The organism is Nitratireductor pacificus pht-3B, assembly GCF_000300335.1.
Lineage (GTDB): Bacteria > Pseudomonadota > Alphaproteobacteria > Rhizobiales > Rhizobiaceae > Nitratireductor > Nitratireductor pacificus.
In genome coordinates this window covers 75,588-98,735 of record NZ_AMRM01000019.1, presented here as the reverse complement: position 1 = coordinate 98,735, position 23,148 = coordinate 75,588, and the positions used below count along the sequence as shown (strand labels likewise).

Genomic DNA, 23,148 nt, shown 5'->3' with positions numbered 1-23,148 from the left:
CCTCAGCCCTCCCTTTCAATCTTGCTGAGGCAATCGCGCAAGGCCATGCCGTATTCGTATTTCGCCGGGCAGGAGAAACCCACGAGGCCCAGATCCTCCTCGTCGAGTTCCAGGGCTCCGAGCGCCTGGGCCTGATCCGTGTCCATGACCAGCAGGGCGCGCAGGAGCTGCGTCGGCAGGAAATCCTGCGGCATCAGCTGCTCGAAGGTGCCGATCGGGACCATCGCCCGCCGGCCGCCATTGAGATTTGTCGTCAGCGCATAGAGCTTCTTTGAGAACGCCGAGCCGAGCACCGGCTGGAAGGCGTATTTCGACGGCATCGGACGAATCCAGCCGAGGGGGATCTGCTTGCGGTCCTCCTCGATCAGCGTGCACTGGCGCGCATAGCGCCCGAGATAGGCGCTCGGGCCTTCGCCGGCACGGCCGCTGAGGATCGAGCCCGAGATCATGCGCACCGGCAGATCGGACAGCAGGTCGTCTCGCGCAAGGTCGGTCATGGAGGCGCCCGCGATGGTCCGGATGAGGCGCGGCCTGGCGCACAGCGGGCCGGTGAGGGCGATGACCCTCGAGGCGTCGTATGTTCCCGTCCGCAGCAGCCGTCCGATGGCGATGACGTCGTGGTAGCCGATCGTCCAGACGACCTTTGCGGCCGTTGGCGGCTCCAGGAAATGCATGTGCGTTCCCGCGAGGCCGGCGGGATGGGGGCCGGAGAACCGTGCCACCGTCACGCCGGGCGTTTCCGCTCCCGGAAGGTCCGCTCCGGCCGCGTGGCACAGATAGGTCGTTCCCTCGCTGAGCGGCGCGATCGCGGCCAGACCCGCGCTGAAGGCATCGGCCTCGCCAGCGATGATCACGGCCGGATCGGCAGCCAGCGGTTCGGTGTCCATGGCAGTGACATAGATCGCCGCAGGCCGTGTCTTCGGGTCCGGTATCTTCGAGAAGGGCCGGGTGCGGAACGATGTCCACAAGCCGGATGCGCAAAGGCGCTCAACCAGGCCTTCCAGGGTCGACGGATCGCCCACCTTCGAGAAGTCCAGCGGCAGCGCGGCCTTTTCGTCGACGTCGATCTCCACGCTGATCAGCCTGCGCCGCGCGCCGCGGTTGATCGCGCGCACGCGGCCGGCGGCCGGCGCGGTCATCAAAACGTCCGGCATGTCCTTGTCGAACAGGATCGGCGATCCGGCCGCAACCACGTCGCCTTCCTGCACGGCCAGTCGCGGCTTCAGGTCGACATAGTCCTCGCCCAGGACCGCAACGGTTGCAACAGCAGGGGCATCGCTGATGCCCTGATCGGGTGCGCCGTGCACTGGTAAGTCCAGACCTTTTTTCAGCGCGAACTGCAGCATGTCAGTGTCTACCCACCTTGATTTTTGCGCCCTTATGCTACGCTTGGGCGCAAGACGAAACCGCTTTTTGGTTCATCCAGAAAGAATATCGTTGAATCGAGCGCGGATGTCCCTCAAAAGGCCCCGGACGGGTGGTACACCGATTGCGGATTGATCAGGAGATGTTGGCCGTGCCCAAGAACAAGTTTGCGTTTTCACGCCGCGGTTTCATGCTTCTGCCGCTGGGGCTGATGGCCTGCAAACCCGGCCCGGCCGCGATCGAGATCTCCGGCGCGACCATGGGGACCACCTACAATGTGACGGCGGTGGACCAGGCTGGGAAGCTCGGCACGTCGGATCTGCGCCAGATGGTCGAGGCCGCGCTGGCCGAGGTCAATTCACAGATGTCGAACTGGGATTCGACCTCTGAGATTTCCCGCTTCAATGCCCGCAGGACAACCGATGCGGTGTCCGTGTCGCCGGAACTCGCCTATGTCATGAACGCCGCGCGCGACGTGCATGCCGCGAGCGGCGGTCAGTTCGACGTCACCGTTGGAACGCTGATCGACCTGTGGGGCTTCGGCGCGGGCAAGGGCGGCGAGCACATGCCGAGCGCAGCGGCGATCGAGACCGCCCTGGCCAGCGCGGGCCAGGAGAAGACGCTGCAGATCGGCGCGGAAACGCTGCGCAAGACCCGGCCTGCCGCGGAAGTCTATCTTTCCGCCATCGGCAAGGGATACGGCGTCGACCGGGTGGCGCGCGCGCTCCAGTCCGCCGGTCTCAAGGATTTCATGATCGAGATCGGCGGCGATCTCTACACGGCGGGCGTCAACGGCGACGGGATGCGCTGGCGGATCGGCATCGAGACGCCGGACGCCCTCGACCGCGGACTGCAGGCCGTGGTCGGCGTCTCCGATCTCGGGATGGCCACTTCGGGCGACTACCGCAACTATTTCGAAAAGGATGGTGCGCGCTATTCGCACATCATCGACCCCGGGACCGGCCGCCCGATCACCCATAACACGGCTTCCGCGACCGTATTGACGGGCAACGCCATGCTGGCCGATGCCTGGGCGACGGCGATGCTCATCATGGGCCGGGAGAAGGGCATGCAGGTCGCCGAGGCGCAAAATCTCGCCGTATTGTTCGTCGAGCGTGCCGAAGGGTCGCAGACCGGGTTCGTGACGACGAAGAATGCACGGTTCACCGAACTCATGGCCTAGTTTGCAGGGCCTGGTTTGCGGTGCGTCCCTCCGGACGCCTGACGGACGGTCTGAGTTACTGACGGAGCATACCCGCTATGTCAACGTTTCTGCTTGCATTCGGCCTTCTGCTGGTCGTCATGCTCGGTATGGCGATCGGCGTGATCCTCAAGGGCAGGACCATCAAGGGGAGCTGCGGCGGCCTCAACGCGATTCCCGGCGCCGATCACTGCCTGGTGTGCAAGAAGGAGATCGATCCCAATTCTCCGCTGCGCGACCGCCTGCAGTGCCCGCGGGCACGCAACATGCTCGAGCAGGGGATGAGCTGAAGGTTCACAAAGCGGCGTGGAAGCCGAACGTCGGCGCCCGGCGCTTCCTGCACAACCGAATGCGCCGGACACAGCCGCGCTCCAGGTGGTCCATCTGACCGCAGAGTTTTCTAAAGAGCTGCCGATAGCGGGATGAAGCTCACGGCAAGCAGGGCGCCGGCCGCCATCAGCCCGTATACCCACAGTTTCCAGGTGGGGCCGTCCGCCTTCCAGACGCGGCGGTACTGATAGCCCATCACGCATCCCAGCACGAAAAGGAGCGTCGCTGTCGTCGAATCGAATGCAAGTCCGGCCAAGAAAACGATGGCTCCTTCATGAACTCATACTATTCTAGATCGCGATGCGTCCTTTCGGGCGTACAAAGGACGATCTGAATCATTGACTGAGCATCGGGATAACCGAAAACAGGATTTCCCTTTTCGGTCCGATGCTCTGGGACGTTTCGCATATCAGCGAAATGGAATGCAAGGAGGAGTGACGCACATGCCCAGTTCGTATCAGCCGCCGCTGAGCAGGGACGAGAAGCGCGAAACGACGCATAGCCAGACTCCTGTGACCAACGTCGCCACGGAACGGGCGACGGTCCGGAACATCCTCGACCGCAAGGGGCGTGAGGTGATCTCCATCCGCCCGCAGGAAACGCTGTACAAGGCCGTCGAGATCCTGCGCGACAAGGGCATTGGCGCACTGATCGCCACGGATGCGAATGGCGGGCTGGTGGGCGTTCTCTCGGAGCGCGACATCGTGCGCAAGCTCGCCGATACGCCGGGCCACACCCTGCCGCAGCGCGTCGAGGACATCATGACGCGGCAGGTGGAAACCTGTACGCCCGATGAGCCACTGGTCTCAGTCCTGCGCCGCATGACGGAAGGGCGTTTCCGGCACATGCCCGTTGTCGATGAAACGGGCCTCTCGGGCATCGTCACGATAGGCGATGTCGTGCACTACCGGCTCAACGAACTCGAATACGAGGCGCTTCAGCTCAAGCAGCTGATCGTCGGGTAGAGCCGGGATCGGCCGGTCCGGAGCGCGGGAACCATCGTTCCCGCGCCGGCTTCCTCCGTTCCCCCTGAAACCGCAAAGACCTGTCGTACTGGTGCGATCGCACGGCTTCACTGCCTGTCGCGATAGAAGTGGTGCAGCGGACCATGCCCTTTTCCGACACTGAGCTCACGGCTCGAGACGAGGGCACCGTGCAGATAGGTCTTGGCTGAACGAACGCTCTCCTCGACGCTGCCCGCCGGCAGAAGCGCCGCTATGGCGGCGGAAAGCGTGCAGCCCGTTCCGTGGAGATTGCGCGTGTTCACGCGCGCCGCCGCCAGTTCGGTCGTGCCCGTCGCGCCGTGCAGGATGTCGATGCTCTGCGGCGATTCCGGCAGATGGCCGCCCTTTAGCACGACCCATTGCGGACCGAGCGTGTGCAGATCGACGACGCGACGACGCATCTCCTCCAGGCTCCAGCGGTTCTCCGCCTTCAGCAGCACGGCCGCCTCGGGCAGGTTCGGCGTGATGACCGTGGATCGCGGCACCAGCAGATCGCGAATGGCCGCGACCGCATCCGGCTTCAGGAGATGGTCTCCGCTCTTGGCGACCATGACCGGATCGAGCACGACATTGGCGGCGCGATGGCGGTCGAGGCGTTCGGCTATGACTTCCGCGATCGCCGCATTCGCCACCATGCCGATCTTGACCGCGTCGACGCGCACGTCCTCGAAGACGGCGTCGATCTGGTCGCCGACGAAGGCGGGATCGAGCGCCACGAAGGAACGCACGCCTTGCGTGTTCTGGGCGACGACGGCTGTGATGGCCGCCATCGCATAGGTGCCCAGGGCCGAGAACGTCTTGATGTCCGCGTGAATGCCGGCGCCGCCCGTCGGGTCGGTTCCGGCTATGCTCAGGACGTTGTGAATCATGATGCCGCGCCTCCGGGGGCGTCCAGCCCCATCTGCCAGAAATCCGCCTCGAGCCGGCTGGCCATCGCGAACGTCCGGGCCAGTTCCTGAAAGCGGATTTCGGTCATTCCCCTGGCCGCGAGCTGGTCGAGCTGCCTGCGCGCGCCGGTGGCGACACCCTGATAGGCTTCCCCCGCATATTCGCCGATCCATTCGCGATAGGGGTGGTCGCCGAGGGCATCGACGCCGTCAGGCGCCAGCCGGCTGCCGATCTCCGCATAGCCGATCACGCAGGGCGCCAGTGCGACCTGCAGGTCGAGCAGGTCTCCCGCGGCGCCGCAATCGAGAACGAAGCGCGTGTAGGCGACGGTCGCCTGATGTTCCGGCGTGGCTTCGAGGGCATCGCGCGAGATGCCCCACCGCCCGCACAGTTCCACATGCAACTCGGTTTCCTGGAGAATGCCGGCCAGCCCATCCTGCGCAGCGCGGATATCGGCGACGGTGCGGCTCTTGTACGCCGCCAGCGCCCAGGCGCGCGCAAACTGAATCAGGAACAGATAGTCCTGCACCAGATAGGCGCGGAAGGCCGGCTGCGGCAGCGTGCCGTCGCCCAGTTGCCGGACGAAGGCATGATCCACGTAGCTTTCCCAGTCGGAAGCGGCGGCGTGCCTGAGGCGATCGAAGATGTCCACGGGCCTACTCCCCGATCTCGAACGCGGAATCGAAGAAATCGCGTTCCAGCGTCACGGTTCGCAGGAAGAAATCCGTGCATGTCTTTTCCTCGGACGGCCCGACCCGGTCCAGTTCCTCGCGCAGGAAGGCAACGAAATCGCGGAAGAACGGATTGTCGTGCAGCGTGATCCATTCCGCATGGACGAAGTTCCCGGGGAGCGGCTGCGGCGCCCGGGCGGCCCAGTCGAGGTAGAGCCATTCGACCACGTTGAGGACGGCGAGCACGGCCGGGTAGGAGCGCGTTTCCGCGGCTTGGCGCATGATCGCCTTGAAGCCTTCGGTCGGCTTCGTGTCGGAGATCGCCGCCCTGGCTTCCTCCGTGACGCCCAGCGCATCGAAGGCGCGCAGGAAGTATGTGTTCTCCTCGCCGGAGACCATTCCCGCGAACCGGCCGAAGCGCAGCCGGGCCTCGAAGGTGTCGGCCGTCGCGATCGCGGCGCCGAGCAGGGTCAGGAAACTGTCGAGAAAACGATGGTCCTGGACCAGATAGGCGGCCATGACCCTGTCGGAAACGCTGCCTTCGTGAAGCTCGCGGACGAAGCGGTGTCCGACGGCGGCGCTCCACGTCGGCTCGCTGGCGTTCTTCAGTGTTTCGGTGAAACGTTCGGTCATGACGCTGCCCTTTCGTGGCTGGCTGCGAGACCGATGTCTTCTGTCATGGTACGGCCTCGCAAAGAGGCCGGCAAAAGGCAGGTTTCCGTTCCCATCCCTTCGCCGGCATGATCCGGATCAGGTTCGAAGGGTCACCGCGCGCGAAGTGCCAGCGGTATCTCAGCCCCTTGTCGGGACTCCCCTTGGTGCTGTCTTCAATAAACGCACCGGCCCGCCTTGTCACCAGAGCCAAGGCGTTCGGGTGCGGAAAGATCCAGGTCCGCTGCCCTACCGTCCCTCCGGTCACGCGGATCGGAAGGCAGGCGGAAGCTCCCCGCACGCTTCGGGACCGGCGCCCGGACTGTACGCATGCGGCTATCGGGCACTCGGCGCGGTGAGCGGATCCGGGGCGCCGGGAAGTCGTTTTCCTGACGAGATGCCGTCACGCTTGCCGGGCATCACCCGCCGGACTATCTATGATCCATGAGCGCATCCGACGAAACCCTCGCCAAGAAGATCGAAACCGCGCTGACCGGACGCATCGTGTCGGGTCGCCTGCAACCCGGAGCGCGCCTGCGGCAGGACCGCATTGCCGAGGAGTTCGGCGCGAGCCACGTGCCCGTCCGGGAGGCGTTCCGCCGGCTTGAGGCCAGGGGGCTGGCGTTCAGCGAGCCTCACAAGGGCGTCCGGGTGACGTCCTTCGACGTGGCGGAGCTTCGCGAGGTGGCCGAGATGCGGGCATCGCTGGAGGCGCTTGCGCTTAGGCATGCCGCGCCGCATGTCACCGCCACACTTCTCAGGGAGGCCGAGCGTGCCACCGAACGGGCCGAAAAAGCCCGGGACGTGGGCGAATGGGAAGAAGCGAACCGCGCCTTTCACCGGATGCTGCTCGAGCCGTGCGGCATGCCGCGCCTGCTGGCCGCCATAGACGATCTTCACCTTGCCAGCGCGCGGTTTCTCTTCGCGGCGTGGCGCTCCGACTGGGAGGCGCGCACGGACCATGACCATCGCGCCATCCTTGCCGCTCTACGGCGCGGGCAGGTGGATGCCGCGTGCGACGTGCTTGCCCGGCATGTGGGGTGGATGGGCCGTCGCGGCGGCGCGCGCCAGAGCGTCGAGATCGAGGTCGCGGAAAAGCTTCTCGATTGATTATCTATAATCTCTATTGCGTTGAATGATCTAGCCTTGCTGTTATAGATTAAATCCAACAGCAGGAGATTTTCCGATGCAAGAACTGGCGACCACCCATCGCTTTCCATCCAGCCTGGTCAGGAATTGCGGCCTCGTCGTCGGGGCCGCGGCCCTGATCGCCGCCAGCGCCAAGGTCCAGATTCCGTTCTGGCCCGTTCCCATGACGCTGCATACATTGGCGGTCCTGACGCTGTCGGTTGCGCTGGGGTCGCGGCTCGGCCTGGCAGCGATGGCGGCCTATCTCGGCGCAGGCCTTGCGGGCATGCCGGTCTTTGCCGGTTCGCCGGAGCGCGGCATCGGAATGGCCTACGCGCTCGGACCGACCGGCGGCTATCTGGCGGGCTATCTGGTGGCGAGCTGGCTGACCGGCTTCCTGGCCGCGGGCGGGGGAGCGCTGCGGATCGCGGCGGCGATGCTGGCGGGCCTGGCCGTCGTCTACGCAGCGGGGCTTGCATGGCTTGCGGGGTTCGTTCCGGCGGAGGCGCTGATCGCCACCGGCATGGCCCCCTTCGTGCCGGGCGATCTCCTCAAGATCGGGCTCGGCGTCGCCATGATCTGCGGCTGGCGCAGCCTGCGGAGCGGGGCCGCCCGATGATCCGCACCGACTGGACCGTTCAGGAGGCGCGCGCCATCCACGCGCTTCCCTTTCCCGACATCATCCACCGCGCGCAGGAGGTCCACCGCCGCAACTTCGACCCGACCGTCATCGAGACGGCGAGCCTGCTCTCCATCAAGACCGGTGGCTGCCCGGAGGATTGCGGCTACTGTTCGCAAAGCGTTCATCACGACACGGGGGTGAAGGCGACCAAGCTGATGGAGCTCGACGAGGTCCTGCAGGCGGCGCGGCGGGCCAAGGCGGCCGGCGCCCAGCGGTTCTGCATGGGGGCGGCCTGGCGAAGCCCGAAGGACCGCGACATGGACAAGCTCTGCGCCATGGTGAAGGGCGTCCGGGAAATGGGGCTGGAAACCTGCATGACGCTCGGCATGCTTTCCCCGGAACAGGTCGGCCGCCTCAAGGCGGCCGGTCTTGACTTCTACAACCACAACATCGACACGTCGCCCGAATACTACCGGGAAATCGCCACCACGCGGACGATGGATGATCGTCTCGAAACCGTCGAGCGCGTGCGCCAGGGCGGGATCAGGGTCTGCTGCGGCGGCATCCTCGGAATGGGCGAGGAGGTCGAAGACCGGATCTCCATGCTGGTGACGCTGGCGACGCTGCCCAGCCATCCCGACAGTGTGCCCATCAACATGTGGAACGAGATCGGCAACACGCCGGTCCAGAAGCGGGCGAAGCCCATCGACCCGTTCGCGCTCGCGAGGACGGTGGCGCTGGCGCGGATCCTGATGCCGCAAAGCGTCGTGCGCCTGTCGGCCGGCCGGACCGGCATGAGCGAGGAGCTTCAGGCGCTCTGCTTCCTTGCGGGAGCGAACTCCATATTCGTCGGAGACGTGCTGCTGACCACGGGCAATCCGGCCGCATGGCAGGATCAGTCCCTGGTCGAGCGACTGGGCATGCGCTTTGCGCCGGCGCGGGAGCAGGGGATGTCCCAGGCGGCCGAGTGACGAGGTGATCCTGGGCAGTACTGCCGCCTGGAACCGATGTGGCCCATCTTGGCTGCATCGAAGGGGCAGGGCACCCGGGGCGCCGAATCGACCTCGCGCCAGCGTCCCCGAGAGCGCTTGCGTTCTTCCGACGATCGATGATGAAGGGCGCGCAAGCAGAAAGCGCCCCGAAGGGCGCCTGCTGTGCATTCGACTTTTCAGTAAAACTGGAGCGGGCGATGAGATTCGAACTCACGACCCCAACCTTGGCAAGGTTGTGCTCTACCCCTGAGCTACGCCCGCTCGCGATGTCGTTTCCGACGGCGCGCTTATAGTCTCAACTCGGCGGCAATTGCAACAGGAAATCGCCTGCGGCAAAAATGCTTTTTCGGCAGAGGGTCTCGGCTGTGGGAAACGCCGCATTCGCGCCCTGCGGGATTGCCGTGGGACGCGACTGGCGCGTACAGCCTGTCGCGACCGGACAGAAGAAGGCTGAACGACCGTGCCCAAGTCACCGGAAGAACTGCTCGACCACCTCAAGGCCCTCGGCATCGAGACGGCAACCCATCGCCATGAGCCGCTGTTCACAGTTGCCGATTCGCAGTCCCTGCGCGGTGCGATCGATGGCGGGCACACCAAGAATCTTTTCCTGAAGGACAAGAAGGACAGGTTTTTCCTGGTGACCGTCGAGGAGGATGCCGTGGTCGACCTGAAGTCGATCCATCACAAGATCGGCGCCTCCGGCCGCGTGTCCTTCGGCAAGCCGGACAAGCTGATGGAACTGCTCGGCGTGGCTCCGGGCTCGGTCACCGCGTTCGGCGTGATCAACGATGTTGGCGGTCAGGTAACGGTGGTGCTCGACGCCGCTTTGCTGGAGAATGAGACGATCAACGCGCACCCGCTGACCAATGCGGCGACGACATCGATCCGGCGGGACGACCTGCTGCGTTTCCTGGAGAGTACGCGGCATGAGCCGCTCGTCTTGAAAGTCACCGAGTGATCGCCACATTGTGGGCAAATTATGCGAGGCTCGACGCCGCCCTTGAGGTGGTGAGCCCGGGATCGAAGAAGGGGCACAGATGACCAACCGCGACAATCCGTACGACAAGTCCGAGGCCTATGGCGGCGGCTCCCAGTACACGGCTAATGTCGAGTTCTCTGCGCCCGGCGCTGCCGCTTCGGCGGCGACACCGGCCTTCACGCTCGCGGACGCGCCGCCCGCTCCGGCCGGCGACCTCATCAAGGACACGACGACCGCGGCGTTCGCGAAGGATGTGATCGAGGAATCGCGTCGCCAGCCGGTTCTGGTCGATTTCTGGGCGCCCTGGTGCGGCCCCTGCAAGCAGCTGACGCCGATCATCGAAAAGGCGGTCCGCGAGGCGGGCGGCAAGGTGAAGCTCGTCAAGATGAACATCGACGAGCACCCGGCCATCGCCGGGCAGCTCGGCGTCCAGTCAATCCCCGCCGTGTTCGCGTTCAAGGACGGGCAGCCGGTGGACGGCTTCATGGGCGCGCTGCCCGAAAGCCAGGTCAAGGAGTTCATCGCCCGGCTCGGCGGCAAGGCCGGCCCTGGAGCCGAGATCGAGGAGGCGCTCGCCGCCGCCGCCGAAGCGCGGGAGGCCGGCGACCAGCAGCGGGCTGCGCAGATCTATTCAGCGGTCCTGCAGCGCGTGCCGGACAATGTCGAAGCGCTGGCCGGTTTCGCCGACCTGATGTTCGAGGCGGGCCAGGTGGAGCAGGCGAGCGCTTTGCTCGAGCAGGTGCCGCCCGAGAAGACCGATGCGGCTCCCGTGGCCGCCCTCCGGGCGAAGATGGCACTTGCTGAGCAGGTGGCCGGCCTCGGCGACAGTGCGGCTCTCGAAGGCCGTCTTGCGGCAGATCCGGCCGATCACCAGGCCCGGTTCGACCTGGCACTGTTGCAGAATGCGAAGGGCGACCGTGGCGCGGCGGCGGAAAGCCTGCTGTCGATCGTGCGCGCCGACCGCACGTGGCAGGAGGATGGCGCGCGCGCGCAGCTGTTGAAGTTCTTCGAGGCCTGGGGACCGGCCGATCCCGCCACGCTTGCGGCGCGGCGGCGCCTGTCTTCGCTGCTGTTCTCCTGAGGCAGGGCCGATTATTTGCCTATTCGCGGGGCTGCTCCGGATAACGGGAACATCCCGGGAGAAGTTGGGTGAAGGCAGGCAATCAATCCTATCGGCACGCGGGCGACATCGACAGCGTGATTCCGGTCCTTCCGATGGCGGCTACCCTGCTGCTCCCCGGCGGTCGGCTGTCCCTGACCGTCCTCGAGCCGCGCTATCTGGCGATGACCGACTACGTGCTCTCCGGCCGTCGCCTCATCGGCATGGTGCAGCCGCGGCTCGACGGCGGCAGGCGTGGCGACGGCGAGCCGGAGTTGTGCCAGGTGGGCTGCGTCGGCCGGCTCGCCTCGGTCTCTGAAACCGGAGACGGGCGATACCTGATCACGCTGAACGGCATCTGCAGGTTCAGGCTGGCCGAGGAGCTGACTGTCTCCACGCCGTTCCGGCAGTGCCGCGTCACCCCTTTCGAGCGGGATCTCCACGACGACGTGGACGAGGAGCGGGCCGACAGGCCGGCCCTGCTCAGGGCGTTTCGCGCCTATCACGAGGCCAACAACCTCGAAGCCGACTGGGACAGCGTCAACCAGACGGCGACGGCCAGCCTGGTCAACCGGCTTTCGATGATGGTGCCCTACGGGGCCGCCGAGAAGCAGGCCTTGCTGGAAGCGCCCGACCTTAAGACGCGGGCGGAAACGCTCATCGCTATCACCGAAATCACACTGGCGGCGCGGCGGCGGCTGTCATCGCTTTTGTTTTCCTGAGATGGGCAGAATATTGCCTATTCGCGGGGCTGCTCCAGATAACGGGAAGATACCGGGAGAAGTTGAGTGAAGGCAGGCAATCAATCCTATCGGCACGCGGACGACATCGACAGCGTGATACCGGTCTTTCCGCTGGCGGCCGCGTTGCTGCTTCCCGGCGGCAGGCTGCCCCTGAACATATTCGAGCCGCGCTATCTGGCGATGACGGATTATGCGCTTTCCGGCCACCGCCTGATCGGTATGGTGCAGCCGCGGCTCGACGGGGCGCGGCGCGGCGATGGCGAGCCGGAGCTGTGCCAGGTGGGTTGCGTCGGCCGGCTCGCCTCGGTCTCGGAAACCGGAGACGGGCGATATTTGATCACGCTGAACGGCATCTGCCGGTTCAGACTGGCGGAGGAACTGGCCGTCTCCACGCCGTTTCGTCAGTGCCGCATTACGCCGTTCGAGAGCGACCTGCACAGCGACACGGATGAGGAACGGATCGACAGGGCGGCGCTGCTCAAGGCGTTTCGCGCCTATCTGGACGCCAACAATCTGGAAGCCGACTGGGACAGCGTCAACCAGGCGGAGACCGCTAGCCTCGTCAACGCGCTGTCGATGATGGTGCCCTACGGCGCGGCCGAGAAGCAGGCCTTGCTGGAAGCCCCCGATCTGAAGACGCGGGCGGAAACGCTCATCGCCATTACCGAAATCACACTGGCGCAGGGCGACAACAACGCCGGCCTGCATCTGCAATAGGCGAGGGAGAGGCATGACGGACGGCCAACGAATAGACCGGAAGCTCCTCGAGCTGCTTGTCTGCCCGCTCACCAAGGGACCCCTGCGCTGGAACGGGGAGACCAGCGAGTTGATCTCGGCCAAGGCGCAGCTCGCCTATCCGGTGCGCGACGGAATCCCGATCATGCTGCCTTCGGAGGCGCGCGCCCTCGATGAAGCGCGCACCGGGCCGCGCTAGAGTATTTTGCAGTCAGGTGGGATCACCTGATGTCCGCATAAACGCTCCAGGGCGTGCCTATTCGCGGAAGCTCTCCCGCGCGGCGGCGGCCTGCCGTCCTCCCGCGCCGCGCAGGGTCGGCAGGGCCAGCATCAGCAGGACGAAGGCGCCGGTCGCCAGCTTCAGATCGGGCGGGGGCATGCCCGCCGCAAGGCACAGGGACACGAGCTGGTAGTAGACGATGGCGCCGGCGAAGGGCGCCAGAAGCTGTCGCCAGACCGTTTTCTTGCCGACGATGGCCTCGCCGATCATCAGCGCCGCCAGCCCGTTGATCAGGATGCCGAGCCCCATATTGACGTCGGCGAAGCCCTGCGACTGGACCATCAGGGCGCCGGAGAGCGCCGAGAATCCGCCGGCCAGCCCCACGCCGCCGATGGTCGCCGCCCAGACATTGATGCCCTGCGCCTCGGCCATCGCCGGATTGGCGCCGACCGCGCGCACGGCGGTCCCCTTCTCCGTGGTGAAGAAGAAGTTCAGCAGGAGGAAGACCAGCAGCGAGATCGCGCCGACGACGACGATCTTGGCGACGGGAAAGCCGGGCTGGGCGAAGGGCACCCAGTCGAAGATCGTCGTCGAGCCGAACACCGAGAGATTGGAGCGCCCCATGATGCGCAGGTTGACGCTGTAGAGCATGGTCATCACCAGGATGCCGGCCAGCAGCGTGTGGATGCGGAACCGCAGATGAATGAACGCCGTGCAGCAGCCGGCGATGAAGCCGAAGAGCAGCGCCAGCCCGATGGAGGTGACCGGCGACAGGCCGGCGGCCAGCGCCACGCCGCAGACGCAGCCGCCGAGCGGGAAGGCACCCTCACTGGTGAGGTCGGGAAAGCTCAGCATGCGGAAGGGGATCATGATGCCGGCGACGACGAAGCCGAGGATCAGGCTTTGCGCCAGCGTCACCGGGATGAGAGCGATGAAACTCGTCAGGGTTGTTTGCAGGAAATCCATGGGTCAGCTCGCCAGCAGCATGCGGTCGGTCTTCGTCGCGAAATGGCCGATCAGGTCGGAGACGGTGATGTCGGCCTTCTCGTCGCCGCCGATCTCCAGATGGACATGCCCGGAATCCAGCATCACCACCCGATGGCCGTAGTCGACGGCGTGCTGCATGTTGTGCGTCACCATCAGCGTGGTCAGCTTGAGCGCCTCGACGGCGCGCACCGTGGCGCTCATGACGATGTCCGCCGTGCGCGGATCGAGGGCCGCCGTGTGCTCGTCGAGCAAAAGCAGGTCCGGCGAGCCGCCGACCGCCATGATCAGCGACAGCGACTGCCGCTGGCCCCCCGACAGGAGCTCGACGCGCGTGTCGAGCCGGTCCTCCAGGCCGAGGCCGAGGATAGACAGGCGCTCGCGATAGGTCGAAAGGCGCTTCGCATTGAGGCCGGGGCGCAGGGTGCGCCGCCTGCTGCGCAGATCCGCCAGCAACATGTTCTCCGCGACCGTCATGCTGGCGGCGGTGCCCAGCATGGGGTCCTGGAAGACACGCGCGATGCGTGCCGCGCGCTTGTGGACGGGCATCGCGGTGATGTCGTCGCCATTGATGACGATGCTGCCCGAATCGAGCGCCAGCGAGCCCGAGACGGCATTGAGCATGCTGCTCTTGCCCGCCCCGTTCGAGCCGATGACGACGGCGAACTCGCCGGTCGCCAGTGTCAGGTCGAGGCCGTTGAGGGCAACCTTCTCGTCAGGCTGTCCACGGTAGAATGTCTTTCGCGCGGCACGGATTTCCAGCACCGGCACCTCCCTTGAATGGAACACGGCGCCCCGTCAGGGGCGCCGCGACCGTTCTTCCAACTGTTCAATCGACGACGCAGTCGCAGTTTGCGAACTCTTCCGGGATTTCGAGGCCGAAGGCGGCCATGGCCTTCTTCGAAATGCGCGGCGCGTGGTCTTCATAGGCGGGGTTGATCGGCGCGATCGTCTTCGGATCTGCGCCCTTGAGGATCTCCAGCGCGATCTTGCCGGCATTGACGCCGACCTGCTGGTAGTTGACCGCGAAGCTGGCCGGCACGACGCCGTCGGACACCGCGCCGTCATCGGAATTGATGATCGGGATGCCGGCCTGGCGGGCAGCGGCGGAAACCGCAGCGATCGCCGGCTGTAGCAGGTTCGAGGCGGGCGTGTAGATCACATCGGCCTTGCCGGCCAGCGACGCGATGCGCTGCTGGATGTCGTTGACGTTGTCGACGCCGACCTCGACCACCTCGAAGCCCGCGGCGGGCGCGGCTTCCTTGACCTTGTCGAGGATCGCCACGTCGTTCGCCTCGCCTGGATTGTAGGGCTGGCCGAAACGCTTGGCGTCCGGAACGAGCTTCTTGGCGAATTCCATCACGGCGGCCACGTCCTGCAGGTCGGTCGCGCCGGTCATGCCTTCGTCACCGGCCTCCCAGCCGGGAACGAGCTTGGCGGCGACCGGATCGGTGACGGCCGAGAAGACGATGGGGATGCCGGATCCGGCCAGCGCCTTCTTGGCGATCTGCGAAACCGGGGTGGTGACGGTGTACATCAGCTTCGGATTTTCGGCCTGCAGCTTGGCGATCATCTGCGGCACCAGCGAGGCGTCGAAATTGGTATGGCTTACCGAATAAACGACATCCTTGCCTTCCACATAGCCGCCGTCGGTCAGGGCCTGCTTGAAGCCCTCGATCGCCGTGTTCAGCTGCGGGTGCTCGCCGAAATTGGCGATGCCGATGCGGATCGGCTCGGCCATCGCCGATCCCAGGCCAAGGGCCAGAGCACCGGCAACGGCAATGCCGCACAGCGATAAGCTTGTCTTTCCAGTCATCTCATTCCTCCCAGGGGCTGGGCATGACACGCGGCTGGACGAGGGCCGGCCGCGCCTCCCATTCTACAATAACGATCGAAGGTTTGCGGGTAGCCCGTTCCTCCGCCGGATGGATGTTGCACACGGCAGCGTCTGCATCCTCCCCACCCAGTGCAGAGGGCATCATATCGCCGGGGTGCAGACTGTCAAATACTATATATAATTGTTGAATGGCGCAGAAATTATATATAATCATGCGTGGAGGAGGAGCGTTGCTTGCTGCATACCGCTATTGACGAAGAAGAGCCGCGCACCAAGACCGAGGCGGCCTATCTGAAGCTCAGGAAGGATATCCTGGCGACGCGGCTGATGCCCGGAGCGCCGTTGCGCATCGGGGCCCTGCGCGAAACCTACGGCCTCGGCTGGACACCGCTGCGCGAGGCGCTTTCGCGGCTCGAGGCCGAACGCCTCGTCACGGCGGTCAGCAATCGCGGCTTTGCCGTTGCGCCTGTCTCGCGTGGTGAACTGGAGGATCTGTCGAAAGCGCGCCTGGCGGTCGAGACGACCTTGCTCGAGGAGGCGATCCGCACGGGCGGCGGCGCCTGGGAAGAAGCCGTGGTGACCGCGCACTATCGCCTGTCGCGTTGCACCAATCCCGGCAGAACGCTTTCCGAGGCCGCCCTGCTCGACTGGGTTCAGAAGCACCAGGAGTTCCACGAGGCGCTGCTTTCGGCGGCGGATTCGGAGTGGCTGAAGCATTTCTATGCGCAGATCTGGGGGCAGCTCTGCCGGCATCACATCTTCCTGACGGTGCGGCCGACCCTGCGCGCCGCGGCTGGGCACGAGACCGGCCATGAAGCGGCGCTTGCCGCATTGCACGACGCGATGTCGCTTGACCAGCACACCCGCCTGATGGAGCTATCGCTCGACCGGGACCTGGAGGGAGCGATGGCGCTGATGAAGCAACATGTCGGGCTGACCGTCGATGTCTACACGCTGGCCGATGCGCCGGGCATGGAGGACGGTGGGGAGGACGGCGGGGCGGCCGCGTGACCGGCCGGATCGCGCGCTGCGGCGCTGCGGCATTCGCGGCATGCGCCCTGGCCGCTTCAGGCGGCCCGGCATGGGCGCACGCGTCCGACCGCGGGCATGTGCTTCTCCTGCCGACCCACTATTATCTCTTCGGTGGCATGCTTGCCGTCGCGCTCAGTTTCCTGATCCTCGTGTTCCTGCCCGGCGAAGGTCTGGGCAGGCTGGCGGGGCGCCGGATTCGACTGGTCCGGCTGCCCTTCGACGGCAGGGCAGGGGTGAGCTTCCTGTCCTTCCTCTGTCTTGCGGGCCTGGTGCTTGCCGGCTTGCTGGGCAGCCGCGATCCGCTGTCGAACCCGCTGCCGCTGGTGATCTGGACCCTGATGTGGGTCGGCCTGACGCTCGCGCAGGGCGTGCTGGGCAATCTCTGGGCATGGCTCAATCCCTGGTATGGCATCTGGCGGCTCCTTCTGCGCGCCGGCCTTCCCGAAAGCGGCTGGCTGCGCCTACCCGAGGGGCTGGGAATGGGGCCGGCCGTCGTCCTCCTCTTCGCCTTCGCGTGGTTCGAGCTGGTTTATCCCGCTCCCGACGATCCGGCGCGGCTGGCATTGGCAGTCGCCGCCTACTGGCTGTTCAGCATGATCGGCATGGCGCTGTTCGGCTACCCTGCGTGGAGCCGCCGGGTCGAGTTCCTGTCGGTGTTCTTCGGCATGGTCGCCCGCCTCTCGCCGTTCGAAGCGGTGCGCCGGGGGCAGGGAAGCGTGGTGCTCTACGCCGGCCTGCCGGGGCACAAGCTGCGCGGCAGCGCGGCTCTTCCGGTGTCGGGCGTCGCGTTCCTTCTGCTCGCGCTGAGCTCCGTCTCGTTCGACGGTTTCATGCGCACGTTCTTCTGGCTAGACCTGATCGGGGTGAACCCGCTGGAGTTCCCCGGCCGTTCGGCGCTGGTCGGGGCCAACACGGCAGGACTGTTCGGCATGTTCCTGCTCCTGTGCGGGGCGTTCCTCGGCTGCGTCCGGCTCGGCGAAGTCCTGGCCGGCGGCACGCCGGTGCGCAATGCTCCGGGGATGCTGGTCTGGTCGATCGTCCCGATCGCGCTCGCCTATCACTTCTCGCACTATCTGGTGGTCTTCCTCATCAACGGCCAGTATGCGCTCGCGGCACTCTCGGACCCGCTGGTGCGCGGCTGGGACCTCTTCGGCACGGCGGGTCTGTACGTTCAGGCCGGCGTCGCCCTCGGCGCCCAATCGGCCTGGATCATCTGGAACGCGCAGGCATTCGCCATCATCGGGGCGCATGTGCTGGCCGTCATCATCGCGCATCTGATCGCCCACCATCTGTTCGGCTCCGCCCGGAGGGCGAGCCTCAGCCAGGTGCCGCTGGCGATCCTGATGATCGCCTATACGGTTTTCGGCCTGTGGCTCCTTTCCGCGCCAACGGCAGGTTAGAAAGCGCCTGAAAAGAGAAACCAAATTCCGCGTAGTTGCCGATTTTTGTAACTCTTTGTTTCTTCGTGTTTTTGTTCGGGTTTGGTGATTTCGCTCGTGGGCAAAATACTCTAAAAGACAGGCGCGTTTCCCTTGGGGCATGTCCTGTTGCCAAGGGGTTGGATTGGTGATTTAGTTTGTACACAAGTGATTTTTCCAACGCTGGAAAAAGTCTCCAACCGTTGGAATTGCTCGGTCAAACGATCACAACAATGGGGAACCGGCATGAGTGAAAATCGCAAGCTTCAGATGAATTCAGCCAGCGGCGTCAGCCGCCGCACGACGCTCAAGGGGCTTGGCGCCGCCGCCGGGCTGATCGCCGCGCCGGGCTTCGTCCGCTACGGCCAGGCCCAGTCCTCCGAGCCGATCAGGATCGGCTTCCAGTGCCACCGCACCGGCATCGGCGCGGCCTACGGCCGCTGGTACGAACGCACGACCACGGCCGCCGCGAAGCGGATCAACGACGCCGGCGGCATCAACGGGCGGCCGCTCGAGATCGTCATCGAGGATGACGGCACCGATCCGAAGCGCGGCGCGGAAGTGGTCGAGAAGTTCGCCAACCAGCACAAGGTAGACCTCGTCTACGGGACCCTGTTCAGCCATGTGGTCGTCGGCTCGGCGCCCGCGGCGGGCGAACTGAAGATCCCCTACTACGTGGTCAGCGAGGGCTATCACGTCGCCTCGGGCAAGTTGAACCGCTACTGCGTTCAGCCGGGCATCACCGACGTGAAGGCGCAGGCGCGCTCGATGGCGCCGTGGATCGCCGACAATCTCGGCAAGAAGGTCACGCTGGTCTATCCCGACTACGCTTTCGGTCACGATCACCGGGATTTCTTCACGCCGGCGATCGAGGCGCAGGGTGGCCAGGTTGTCGCGAAGGTGCCGATCCCGCCGACCGAAACCTCCTTTACCCGCTACTTCCCGCAGATCCCCTCCGAGACCGAGGTCATCTACCACGTGATGGTCGGGCCGGCGGTGCTCACCTTCGTCAAGGAGATGGGCGAGTTCTTCGGCAATTCCGGACCAAAGCTGTTCGGCTTCATCGACTCGCTCGAGGCGGTCGACATCAAGAGCCCGGGCCTGGAGTTCCTCGAGGGCAGCCATTTCTGGGAGGGCATGCCGCGCTATGCGCAGCCCGACCAGGCGGATTACGTCACCGCCTATCGCGAGGCCGTCGGCATCGATGAAAACGGCGCCAGCACGCAGGACGCCAAGGACGTGTCGACCGCGGCCCACATGTTCGGCTGCTGGGAGACGCTCAACATCATCAAGGCCGCGATGGAAGCCTGCGACTACAAGGGCACGGACGACCGCGCCGCGATGATCGAGGCCACCGAGGCGATGACCGACATGGAGGCCGGCGCCGATCATCCGCAGGGCAAGAAGCGCTTCAACGGCAAGACCCATCAGGTCTTCGGCGAGCAGAGCATCAGCCAGGTGGTCGACGGCAAGCTGAAGGTCGTGCACCGGACCTCCATTGAGGACGGCGCCTACGAGCCGGAGGCCGACTATACGGCGATGTCGTTCTGATTCGTCGGCTCTATCGCCCCTCAGCCTTACCCTCTCCCCGCCAGCGGGGAGAGGGGCCATCAACGTCGCGGCCATCCTCCTTGTCCCCGTTCACGGGGAGAAGGATGCGAAGCACGCAGGCGGATGAGGGGCGGGCGCCGACAGATGATCAGGAAAAATCGTGGCATCCCTTCCGCCCCGTTCATGAAAGCGCATCCCTGAATGGCCTTCGGTCCCTATTTCCTCCTCGCCTCGCTTGAAGGGCTGGTGACGGCGGCCGTCCTGTCGCTGATGGCGCTCGGCCTGTCGCTCGTCTTCGGCGTCATGCGGGTGGTGAACGTCGCCCATGGCGAGTTCTACATGCTGGGCGCGGTACTCGCCTGGTGGTTCTCCACGCTGGTCGGCGGACACCCCGCCGTCGGCTTCCTTCTGGCGCTGGTGCTCAGCCCGCTGGTGGTGGCAGCCATCGCCTTCGTCGCCGAACGACTGGTGCTGAGCCGGCTCAAATACGAGCCGGAAGCGACCATCGTCGCGACGATCGGCCTGCTCTACATCGTCCAGCAACTGGCGCTCACCTTCTACGGGCCGGAGGCGCGGCCGGTGGAGGCGCCGTTCAACTATCGCATCAGCCTGCCTTGGTTCGGCTATTCCGCCTACAAGCTCGCGGTGATCGGCTTCTCGATCCTCATGATGATCGCCACCTGGTTCGTGCTGACGCGGACGAAGATCGGCCTCGTCATGCGCGCCACCCAGTTCGACCGCGAGACGGCACAGGCCTTCGGCATCCCGGTCGGGCGCGTCTATGCCGGCGTCTTCGCGCTGGGGGCGGGGCTGGCGGCGGTGGCTGCCGTGCTGATCGTGCCGATCCAGCAGGCGCACTACCTGATGGGGCACGATCCGCTGCTCCTGTCCTTCATCGTCGTCATCATCGGGGGCCTCGGCTCGCTGCGCGGCACGGTCGTCGCCGCCGTGCTGATCGGCCTGTCGGACGGCATCATCTCCATGTTCTTCTCGCCGACGCTCGCCAAGATGCTGGCGACGCTGGCGGTCGCCATGGTGCTGGTCTTCCGCCCGCAGGGCCTGTTCGGGACGGTGGCGCGATGAGCGGATTTCATGTTGCTACCCCCCTCTGCCCTGCCGGGCATCTCCCCCTCAAGGGGGGAGAATGTCTCGTCATCGAACTCTCGCAAGCACGTTCCGGGGTGGGCGCCTTCGGACATGACAGCCAATCTCCCCCCTTGAGGGGGAGATGCCCGGCAGGGCAGAGGGGGGTGTGACGCGCGCCATGGCCAATCGCATCAAACTCACACCTTCCGCAAAGAGCCTGGCGCTGCATGCCGGCGTCGTCCTCCTTCTCCTGGCGCTCAACTTCCTGCTGCCGGAGTACCATCGCGGCGTGTTCGCCCGCGTGCTGGTGCTCGCCGTGTTCGCGATGGGCTACAACCTCGCCTTCGGCTATACGGGGCTGCTCAGCCTCGGCCACGCCATGTTCTTCGCCGCCGGGCTCTACGGCGCGGGGCTGACCGTCTATCATCTGGAATGGAGCGTCTGGCCGGCATTCGCCGCAGGGTTAGCAGCGGGCACTGGACTGGCGCTGGTCGTCGGCTTCCTGGCGCTCAGGACCACGGGCGTCGCCTTCATGATCGTCACGCTGATGTTCGCGCAGGTCTTCTATCTGACGACGCTGTACTTCACGACCTATACGCGCGGCGAGGAGGGGCTGGTGCTGCCGCAGTCGAGCCGCGTTCTTGCCTTTCCGGGCGGCGCGCTCAACCTCTCCGATCCGTCGACGCGCTACCTGGTGGCGCTGACGCTGTTCACGCTCGTCCTGACGGTGATCCTGTTCCTGGTCCGTGCGCCGTTCGGGCGCTCTCTGGTCGCCATCCGGGAGAACGACGAGCGGATGCGCATGCTGGGTTACAATGTGTTCGCCAACAAGCTCGCTTCGGTGGTTCTGTCGGGCCTCTTCTGCGCCGCGTCGGGGGCTGCCTATGCGGTGCTGTTCGGCTATGTCGGCTCTGGCTTCGCGGCGATCCAGTACTCGATCCTGCCGCTGTTATGGGTGCTGGTCGGAGGGGCTGCCACCACGCTGGGGCCGCTGATCGGTACGCTGTTCATGTTCTACGTCATCGACACCGCGTCGAGCTACACGACGGCGCATCTCCTGGTGGTCGGTCTCGTCCTGATCGGCGTCATCCTGTTCTTTCCCAAGGGCATCGCCGGCACGGTGCGCGGAAGGTGGTTGCCATGGCTGCCGTGACCCCGCTGCTGGTGACCCGGGATCTCTGCCGCACCTTCGGGGGACTCAGGGCCGTCGACCAGGTGAGTTTCTCGCTGCCCGAGGGCGAGACGCACGCCATCATCGGACCCAACGGGGCGGGCAAGACGACCTTCGTGAGCCTGATCTGCGGCCGCGTCGCGCCCAGTTCGGGCAGCGTCGTCTTCGCCGGCGACGAGATCTCGCGCATGCCTGCCCACCGCAGGGTGCGCGCGGGCATCGCCTATACGTTCCAGATCACCAGCGTCTTCGCCAACCTGACGGCGTTCGACAATGTGGCGCTGGCCGTCCAGCGGCGGCTGATCGACGATCGCGCGCGCGGCCTTTCGGCCCGGGCGCTGACGGAGCAGGGCATGGATGCGCTGACCAGGGTCGGGCTGGCCGAGCATGCCGGCAAGGTCGCCGGCAATCTCTCCTACGGTCACCAGAGGCTGCTCGAGGTGGCGATGGGGCTGGCGCTGAAGCCGCGCCTTCTGATCCTCGACGAACCGACGCAGGGGCTTTCGGACGGCGAGATCGACAACTTCATCGCGCTCGTTCGGCAGATCGGCGCGGAGGCGACGGTGCTCCTGATCGAGCACAACATGGATGTGGTGATGGCGCTCGCCGAGCGCATCACGGTGATGGAGCAGGGCCGCATTCTCGCGCAGGGCACGCCGGACGAAATCCGTGCCGACAACGCCGTCCAGCAGGCCTATCTGGGAGGGTGAGATGACGGCAGCGCTGAAAATGGAAGGCGTCGACAGCTCCTACGGCCATGTGCAGGTGCTGCGCGGCTTCGATCTGGAACTGCAGGCCGGCGAGGTGCTCTGCCTGCTCGGCCGCAACGGGGCGGGCAAGACCACAGCGCTGAAGACCATCATGGGCCTGGTGCCGGCGACGGCCGGCCGCATCCTTCTCGGGGACACGGATCTGGCGAAGCTCGCCCCGCACGAGGTGCCGCGGGCGGGCGTCGCCTATGTGCCGCAGGGCCGCCGGCTGTTCTCCGAACTCACGGTCGGCGAGAACATCGAGATCGGCCTAATGACGCGCGGCAAGGGAGCGGCGACGCGCGACGGCGTGCTCGAGCTGTTCCCTGTCCTGCGCGAAAGGCTGAAGCAACGCTCCGGAACGCTTTCGGGCGGCGAGCAGCAGATGCTCGCCATGGCGCGGGCGCTCTGCCTGGAGCCGGATGTGCTTCTGCTGGACGAGCCGACGGAAGGGCTGATGCCGTCGATGATCGCCCGCATCCGCGAGACGGTGGCGGCGTTGCGGACGCGCGGCGTGTCGACCATCCTGGTCGAGCAGCGCGTCGATGCGGTCCTGCCCGTCGCCGACCGTGTCGCCTTCATCGAGAACGGGCGCAACCGCGAAACCGTGGATGTCGAGCGCCTGCGCGCCGATCCGGGCATGGTGCACCGCTATGTGGGTGTGGGGTGAGCGGGGCCTGGCGCCTGCTTGC

26 protein-coding genes, 1 tRNA gene and 1 riboswitch are annotated in these 23,148 nt (G+C 65.7%); of the genes, 18 read left to right on the top strand and 9 right to left on the bottom strand.

The window, feature by feature from the left end; translation table 11 throughout:
• Window positions 1-2: 2 nt before the first annotated feature.
• Complete coding sequence (locus tag NA2_RS16480; RefSeq protein ID WP_008598166.1) at window positions 3-1,346, bottom strand: Na(+)-translocating NADH-quinone reductase subunit A; 1,344 nt, start codon at window positions 1,344-1,346, stop codon at window positions 3-5.
• 161 nt (window positions 1,347-1,507) lie between these two features.
• Between NA2_RS16480 and NA2_RS16475 the strand changes: the two genes are divergently transcribed.
• Window positions 1,508-2,548, top strand: coding sequence for an FAD:protein FMN transferase (locus tag NA2_RS16475; RefSeq protein WP_040678226.1), 1,041 nt, complete (start codon window positions 1,508-1,510; stop codon window positions 2,546-2,548).
• A gap of 77 nt (window positions 2,549-2,625) precedes the next feature.
• On the top strand, window positions 2,626-2,856 hold the full coding sequence (gene nqrM / locus NA2_RS16470; RefSeq protein ID WP_008598164.1) for a (Na+)-NQR maturation NqrM: 231 nt from the start codon (window positions 2,626-2,628) through the stop codon (window positions 2,854-2,856).
• Between the two features lie 110 nt (window positions 2,857-2,966).
• Here the strand turns inward: nqrM and NA2_RS16465 are convergent, their stop codons facing one another.
• A complete protein-coding gene (locus tag NA2_RS16465) occupies window positions 2,967-3,152 on the bottom strand; it encodes a hypothetical protein (protein ID WP_008598163.1) in 186 nt (61 codons plus the stop codon).
• A gap of 187 nt (window positions 3,153-3,339) precedes the next feature.
• Between NA2_RS16465 and NA2_RS16460 the strand changes: the two genes are divergently transcribed.
• Complete coding sequence (locus NA2_RS16460) at window positions 3,340-3,861, top strand: CBS domain-containing protein (protein ID WP_008598162.1); 522 nt, start codon at window positions 3,340-3,342, stop codon at window positions 3,859-3,861.
• 107 nt (window positions 3,862-3,968) lie between these two features.
• On the opposite strand, the gene thiD is transcribed toward NA2_RS16460, so the two are convergent.
• The 3 genes from thiD to NA2_RS16445 are packed head-to-tail and all read right to left on the bottom strand — an operon-like array spanning window position 3,969 to window position 6,092.
• Window positions 3,969-4,769, bottom strand: coding sequence for a bifunctional hydroxymethylpyrimidine kinase/phosphomethylpyrimidine kinase (gene thiD, locus NA2_RS16455; protein ID WP_008598160.1), 801 nt, complete (start codon window positions 4,767-4,769; stop codon window positions 3,969-3,971).
• Window positions 4,766-5,440: a TenA family protein gene (locus NA2_RS16450; RefSeq protein WP_008598159.1), complete on the bottom strand. Its 675-nt coding sequence runs from the start codon at window positions 5,438-5,440 to the stop codon at window positions 4,766-4,768. Before NA2_RS16450 ends, thiD begins: the two co-directional genes overlap by 4 nt.
• 4 nt (window positions 5,441-5,444) lie before the next feature.
• Window positions 5,445-6,092, bottom strand: a complete 648-nt coding sequence (locus tag NA2_RS16445; protein ID WP_008598158.1) for a TenA family protein — start codon at window positions 6,090-6,092, stop codon at window positions 5,445-5,447.
• A gap of 77 nt (window positions 6,093-6,169) precedes the next feature.
• Window positions 6,170-6,285: riboswitch (TPP riboswitch) on the bottom strand.
• A 269-nt stretch (window positions 6,286-6,554) separates the two neighbouring features.
• On the opposite strand from NA2_RS16445, the gene NA2_RS16440 reads away from it, so the two are divergent.
• The 3 genes from NA2_RS16440 to bioB all read left to right on the top strand — a co-directional run bounded on the left by NA2_RS16440 (window position 6,555) and on the right by bioB (window position 8,831).
• Entirely contained in the window at window positions 6,555-7,220 is a 666-nt protein-coding gene (locus NA2_RS16440) for a GntR family transcriptional regulator (RefSeq protein WP_008598157.1), read from the top strand.
• A gap of 76 nt (window positions 7,221-7,296) precedes the next feature.
• On the top strand, window positions 7,297-7,857 hold the full coding sequence (locus NA2_RS16435; protein WP_008598156.1) for a biotin transporter BioY: 561 nt from the start codon (window positions 7,297-7,299) through the stop codon (window positions 7,855-7,857).
• Window positions 7,854-8,831, top strand: a complete 978-nt coding sequence (gene bioB, locus NA2_RS16430; protein WP_008598154.1) for a biotin synthase BioB — start codon at window positions 7,854-7,856, stop codon at window positions 8,829-8,831. Before NA2_RS16435 ends, bioB begins: the two co-directional genes overlap by 4 nt.
• Window positions 8,832-9,038: 207 nt before the next feature.
• Here bioB and NA2_RS16425 read toward each other — a convergent pair.
• A tRNA-Gly gene (locus NA2_RS16425) sits at window positions 9,039-9,113 on the bottom strand.
• A gap of 199 nt (window positions 9,114-9,312) precedes the next feature.
• Between NA2_RS16425 and NA2_RS16420 the strand changes: the two genes are divergently transcribed.
• From NA2_RS16420 to NA2_RS16400, 5 genes are all read left to right on the top strand, one after another.
• On the top strand, window positions 9,313-9,810 hold the full coding sequence (locus tag NA2_RS16420) for a prolyl-tRNA synthetase associated domain-containing protein (protein WP_008598153.1): 498 nt from the start codon (window positions 9,313-9,315) through the stop codon (window positions 9,808-9,810).
• 79 nt (window positions 9,811-9,889) lie between these two features.
• On the top strand, window positions 9,890-10,912 hold the full coding sequence (trxA, locus tag NA2_RS16415; protein WP_008598152.1) for a thioredoxin: 1,023 nt from the start codon (window positions 9,890-9,892) through the stop codon (window positions 10,910-10,912).
• A 68-nt stretch (window positions 10,913-10,980) separates the two neighbouring features.
• Window positions 10,981-11,652 (top strand): LON peptidase substrate-binding domain-containing protein, encoded by a 672-nt coding sequence (locus NA2_RS16410; protein WP_008598151.1) that lies wholly within the window; start codon window positions 10,981-10,983, stop codon window positions 11,650-11,652.
• Between the two features lie 66 nt (window positions 11,653-11,718).
• Complete coding sequence (locus NA2_RS16405) at window positions 11,719-12,390, top strand: LON peptidase substrate-binding domain-containing protein (protein ID WP_008598150.1); 672 nt, start codon at window positions 11,719-11,721, stop codon at window positions 12,388-12,390.
• A gap of 13 nt (window positions 12,391-12,403) precedes the next feature.
• On the top strand, window positions 12,404-12,607 hold the full coding sequence (locus NA2_RS16400) for a Trm112 family protein (RefSeq protein ID WP_008598149.1): 204 nt from the start codon (window positions 12,404-12,406) through the stop codon (window positions 12,605-12,607).
• Between the two features lie 57 nt (window positions 12,608-12,664).
• Here the strand turns inward: NA2_RS16400 and NA2_RS16395 are convergent, their stop codons facing one another.
• The 3 genes from NA2_RS16395 to NA2_RS16385 form a co-directional block, all read right to left on the bottom strand.
• Window positions 12,665-13,594, bottom strand: coding sequence for an ABC transporter permease (locus NA2_RS16395; RefSeq protein ID WP_008598148.1), 930 nt, complete (start codon window positions 13,592-13,594; stop codon window positions 12,665-12,667).
• Window positions 13,595-13,597: 3 nt separating this feature from the next.
• Window positions 13,598-14,377, bottom strand: coding sequence for an ABC transporter ATP-binding protein (locus tag NA2_RS16390; protein WP_008598147.1), 780 nt, complete (start codon window positions 14,375-14,377; stop codon window positions 13,598-13,600).
• Window positions 14,378-14,441: 64 nt separating this feature from the next.
• Window positions 14,442-15,428, bottom strand: a complete 987-nt coding sequence (locus NA2_RS16385) for an ABC transporter substrate-binding protein (RefSeq protein ID WP_008598146.1) — start codon at window positions 15,426-15,428, stop codon at window positions 14,442-14,444.
• Between the two features lie 255 nt (window positions 15,429-15,683).
• On the opposite strand from NA2_RS16385, the gene NA2_RS16375 reads away from it, so the two are divergent.
• From NA2_RS16375 to NA2_RS16345, 7 genes are all read left to right on the top strand, one after another.
• Entirely contained in the window at window positions 15,684-16,460 is a 777-nt protein-coding gene (locus NA2_RS16375; RefSeq protein WP_008598144.1) for a GntR family transcriptional regulator, read from the top strand.
• Window positions 16,457-17,881 (top strand): hypothetical protein, encoded by a 1,425-nt coding sequence (locus tag NA2_RS16370; RefSeq protein ID WP_008598143.1) that lies wholly within the window; start codon window positions 16,457-16,459, stop codon window positions 17,879-17,881. The genes NA2_RS16375 and NA2_RS16370 overlap by 4 nt, the downstream gene beginning before the upstream one ends.
• Window positions 17,882-18,145: 264 nt before the next feature.
• Window positions 18,146-19,450, top strand: coding sequence for an ABC transporter substrate-binding protein (locus NA2_RS16365; RefSeq protein ID WP_008598142.1), 1,305 nt, complete (start codon window positions 18,146-18,148; stop codon window positions 19,448-19,450).
• A gap of 201 nt (window positions 19,451-19,651) precedes the next feature.
• The gene (locus NA2_RS16360; RefSeq protein WP_008598141.1) at window positions 19,652-20,533 is read left to right on the top strand and encodes a branched-chain amino acid ABC transporter permease; all 882 of its coding nucleotides are present in this window, start codon (window positions 19,652-19,654) and stop codon (window positions 20,531-20,533) included.
• Between the two features lie 181 nt (window positions 20,534-20,714).
• Window positions 20,715-21,689 (top strand): branched-chain amino acid ABC transporter permease, encoded by a 975-nt coding sequence (locus tag NA2_RS16355; protein WP_040678221.1) that lies wholly within the window; start codon window positions 20,715-20,717, stop codon window positions 21,687-21,689.
• Window positions 21,677-22,417, top strand: coding sequence for an ABC transporter ATP-binding protein (locus tag NA2_RS16350; RefSeq protein WP_008598139.1), 741 nt, complete (start codon window positions 21,677-21,679; stop codon window positions 22,415-22,417). Before NA2_RS16355 ends, NA2_RS16350 begins: the two co-directional genes overlap by 13 nt.
• 1 nt (window position 22,418) lies before the next feature.
• Entirely contained in the window at window positions 22,419-23,126 is a 708-nt protein-coding gene (locus NA2_RS16345; protein WP_008598138.1) for an ABC transporter ATP-binding protein, read from the top strand.
• The last annotated feature ends 22 nt before the right edge of the window (window positions 23,127-23,148 follow it).

Coding starts and splice junctions, on each gene's coding strand:
- NA2_RS16480 (WP_008598166.1), bottom strand. CDS start 1,346: ATGCTGCAGTTCGCGCTGAAAAAAGGTCTGGACTTACCAGTGCACGGC.
- NA2_RS16475 (WP_040678226.1), top strand. CDS start 1,508: ATGTTGGCCGTGCCCAAGAACAAGTTTGCGTTTTCACGCCGCGGTTTC.
- nqrM (WP_008598164.1), top strand. CDS start 2,626: ATGTCAACGTTTCTGCTTGCATTCGGCCTTCTGCTGGTCGTCATGCTC.
- NA2_RS16460 (WP_008598162.1), top strand. CDS start 3,340: ATGCCCAGTTCGTATCAGCCGCCGCTGAGCAGGGACGAGAAGCGCGAA.
- thiD (WP_008598160.1), bottom strand. CDS start 4,769: ATGATTCACAACGTCCTGAGCATAGCCGGAACCGACCCGACGGGCGGC.
- NA2_RS16445 (WP_008598158.1), bottom strand. CDS start 6,092: ATGACCGAACGTTTCACCGAAACACTGAAGAACGCCAGCGAGCCGACG.
- NA2_RS16440 (WP_008598157.1), top strand. CDS start 6,555: ATGAGCGCATCCGACGAAACCCTCGCCAAGAAGATCGAAACCGCGCTG.
- NA2_RS16435 (WP_008598156.1), top strand. CDS start 7,297: ATGCAAGAACTGGCGACCACCCATCGCTTTCCATCCAGCCTGGTCAGG.
- bioB (WP_008598154.1), top strand. CDS start 7,854: ATGATCCGCACCGACTGGACCGTTCAGGAGGCGCGCGCCATCCACGCG.
- trxA (WP_008598152.1), top strand. CDS start 9,890: ATGACCAACCGCGACAATCCGTACGACAAGTCCGAGGCCTATGGCGGC.
- NA2_RS16400 (WP_008598149.1), top strand. CDS start 12,404: ATGACGGACGGCCAACGAATAGACCGGAAGCTCCTCGAGCTGCTTGTC.
- NA2_RS16395 (WP_008598148.1), bottom strand. CDS start 13,594: ATGGATTTCCTGCAAACAACCCTGACGAGTTTCATCGCTCTCATCCCG.
- NA2_RS16385 (WP_008598146.1), bottom strand. CDS start 15,428: ATGACTGGAAAGACAAGCTTATCGCTGTGCGGCATTGCCGTTGCCGGT.
- NA2_RS16365 (WP_008598142.1), top strand. CDS start 18,146: ATGAGTGAAAATCGCAAGCTTCAGATGAATTCAGCCAGCGGCGTCAGC.
- NA2_RS16360 (WP_008598141.1), top strand. CDS start 19,652: ATGGCCTTCGGTCCCTATTTCCTCCTCGCCTCGCTTGAAGGGCTGGTG.
- NA2_RS16355 (WP_040678221.1), top strand. CDS start 20,715: ATGGCCAATCGCATCAAACTCACACCTTCCGCAAAGAGCCTGGCGCTG.
- NA2_RS16350 (WP_008598139.1), top strand. CDS start 21,677: ATGGCTGCCGTGACCCCGCTGCTGGTGACCCGGGATCTCTGCCGCACC.
- NA2_RS16345 (WP_008598138.1), top strand. CDS start 22,419: ATGACGGCAGCGCTGAAAATGGAAGGCGTCGACAGCTCCTACGGCCAT.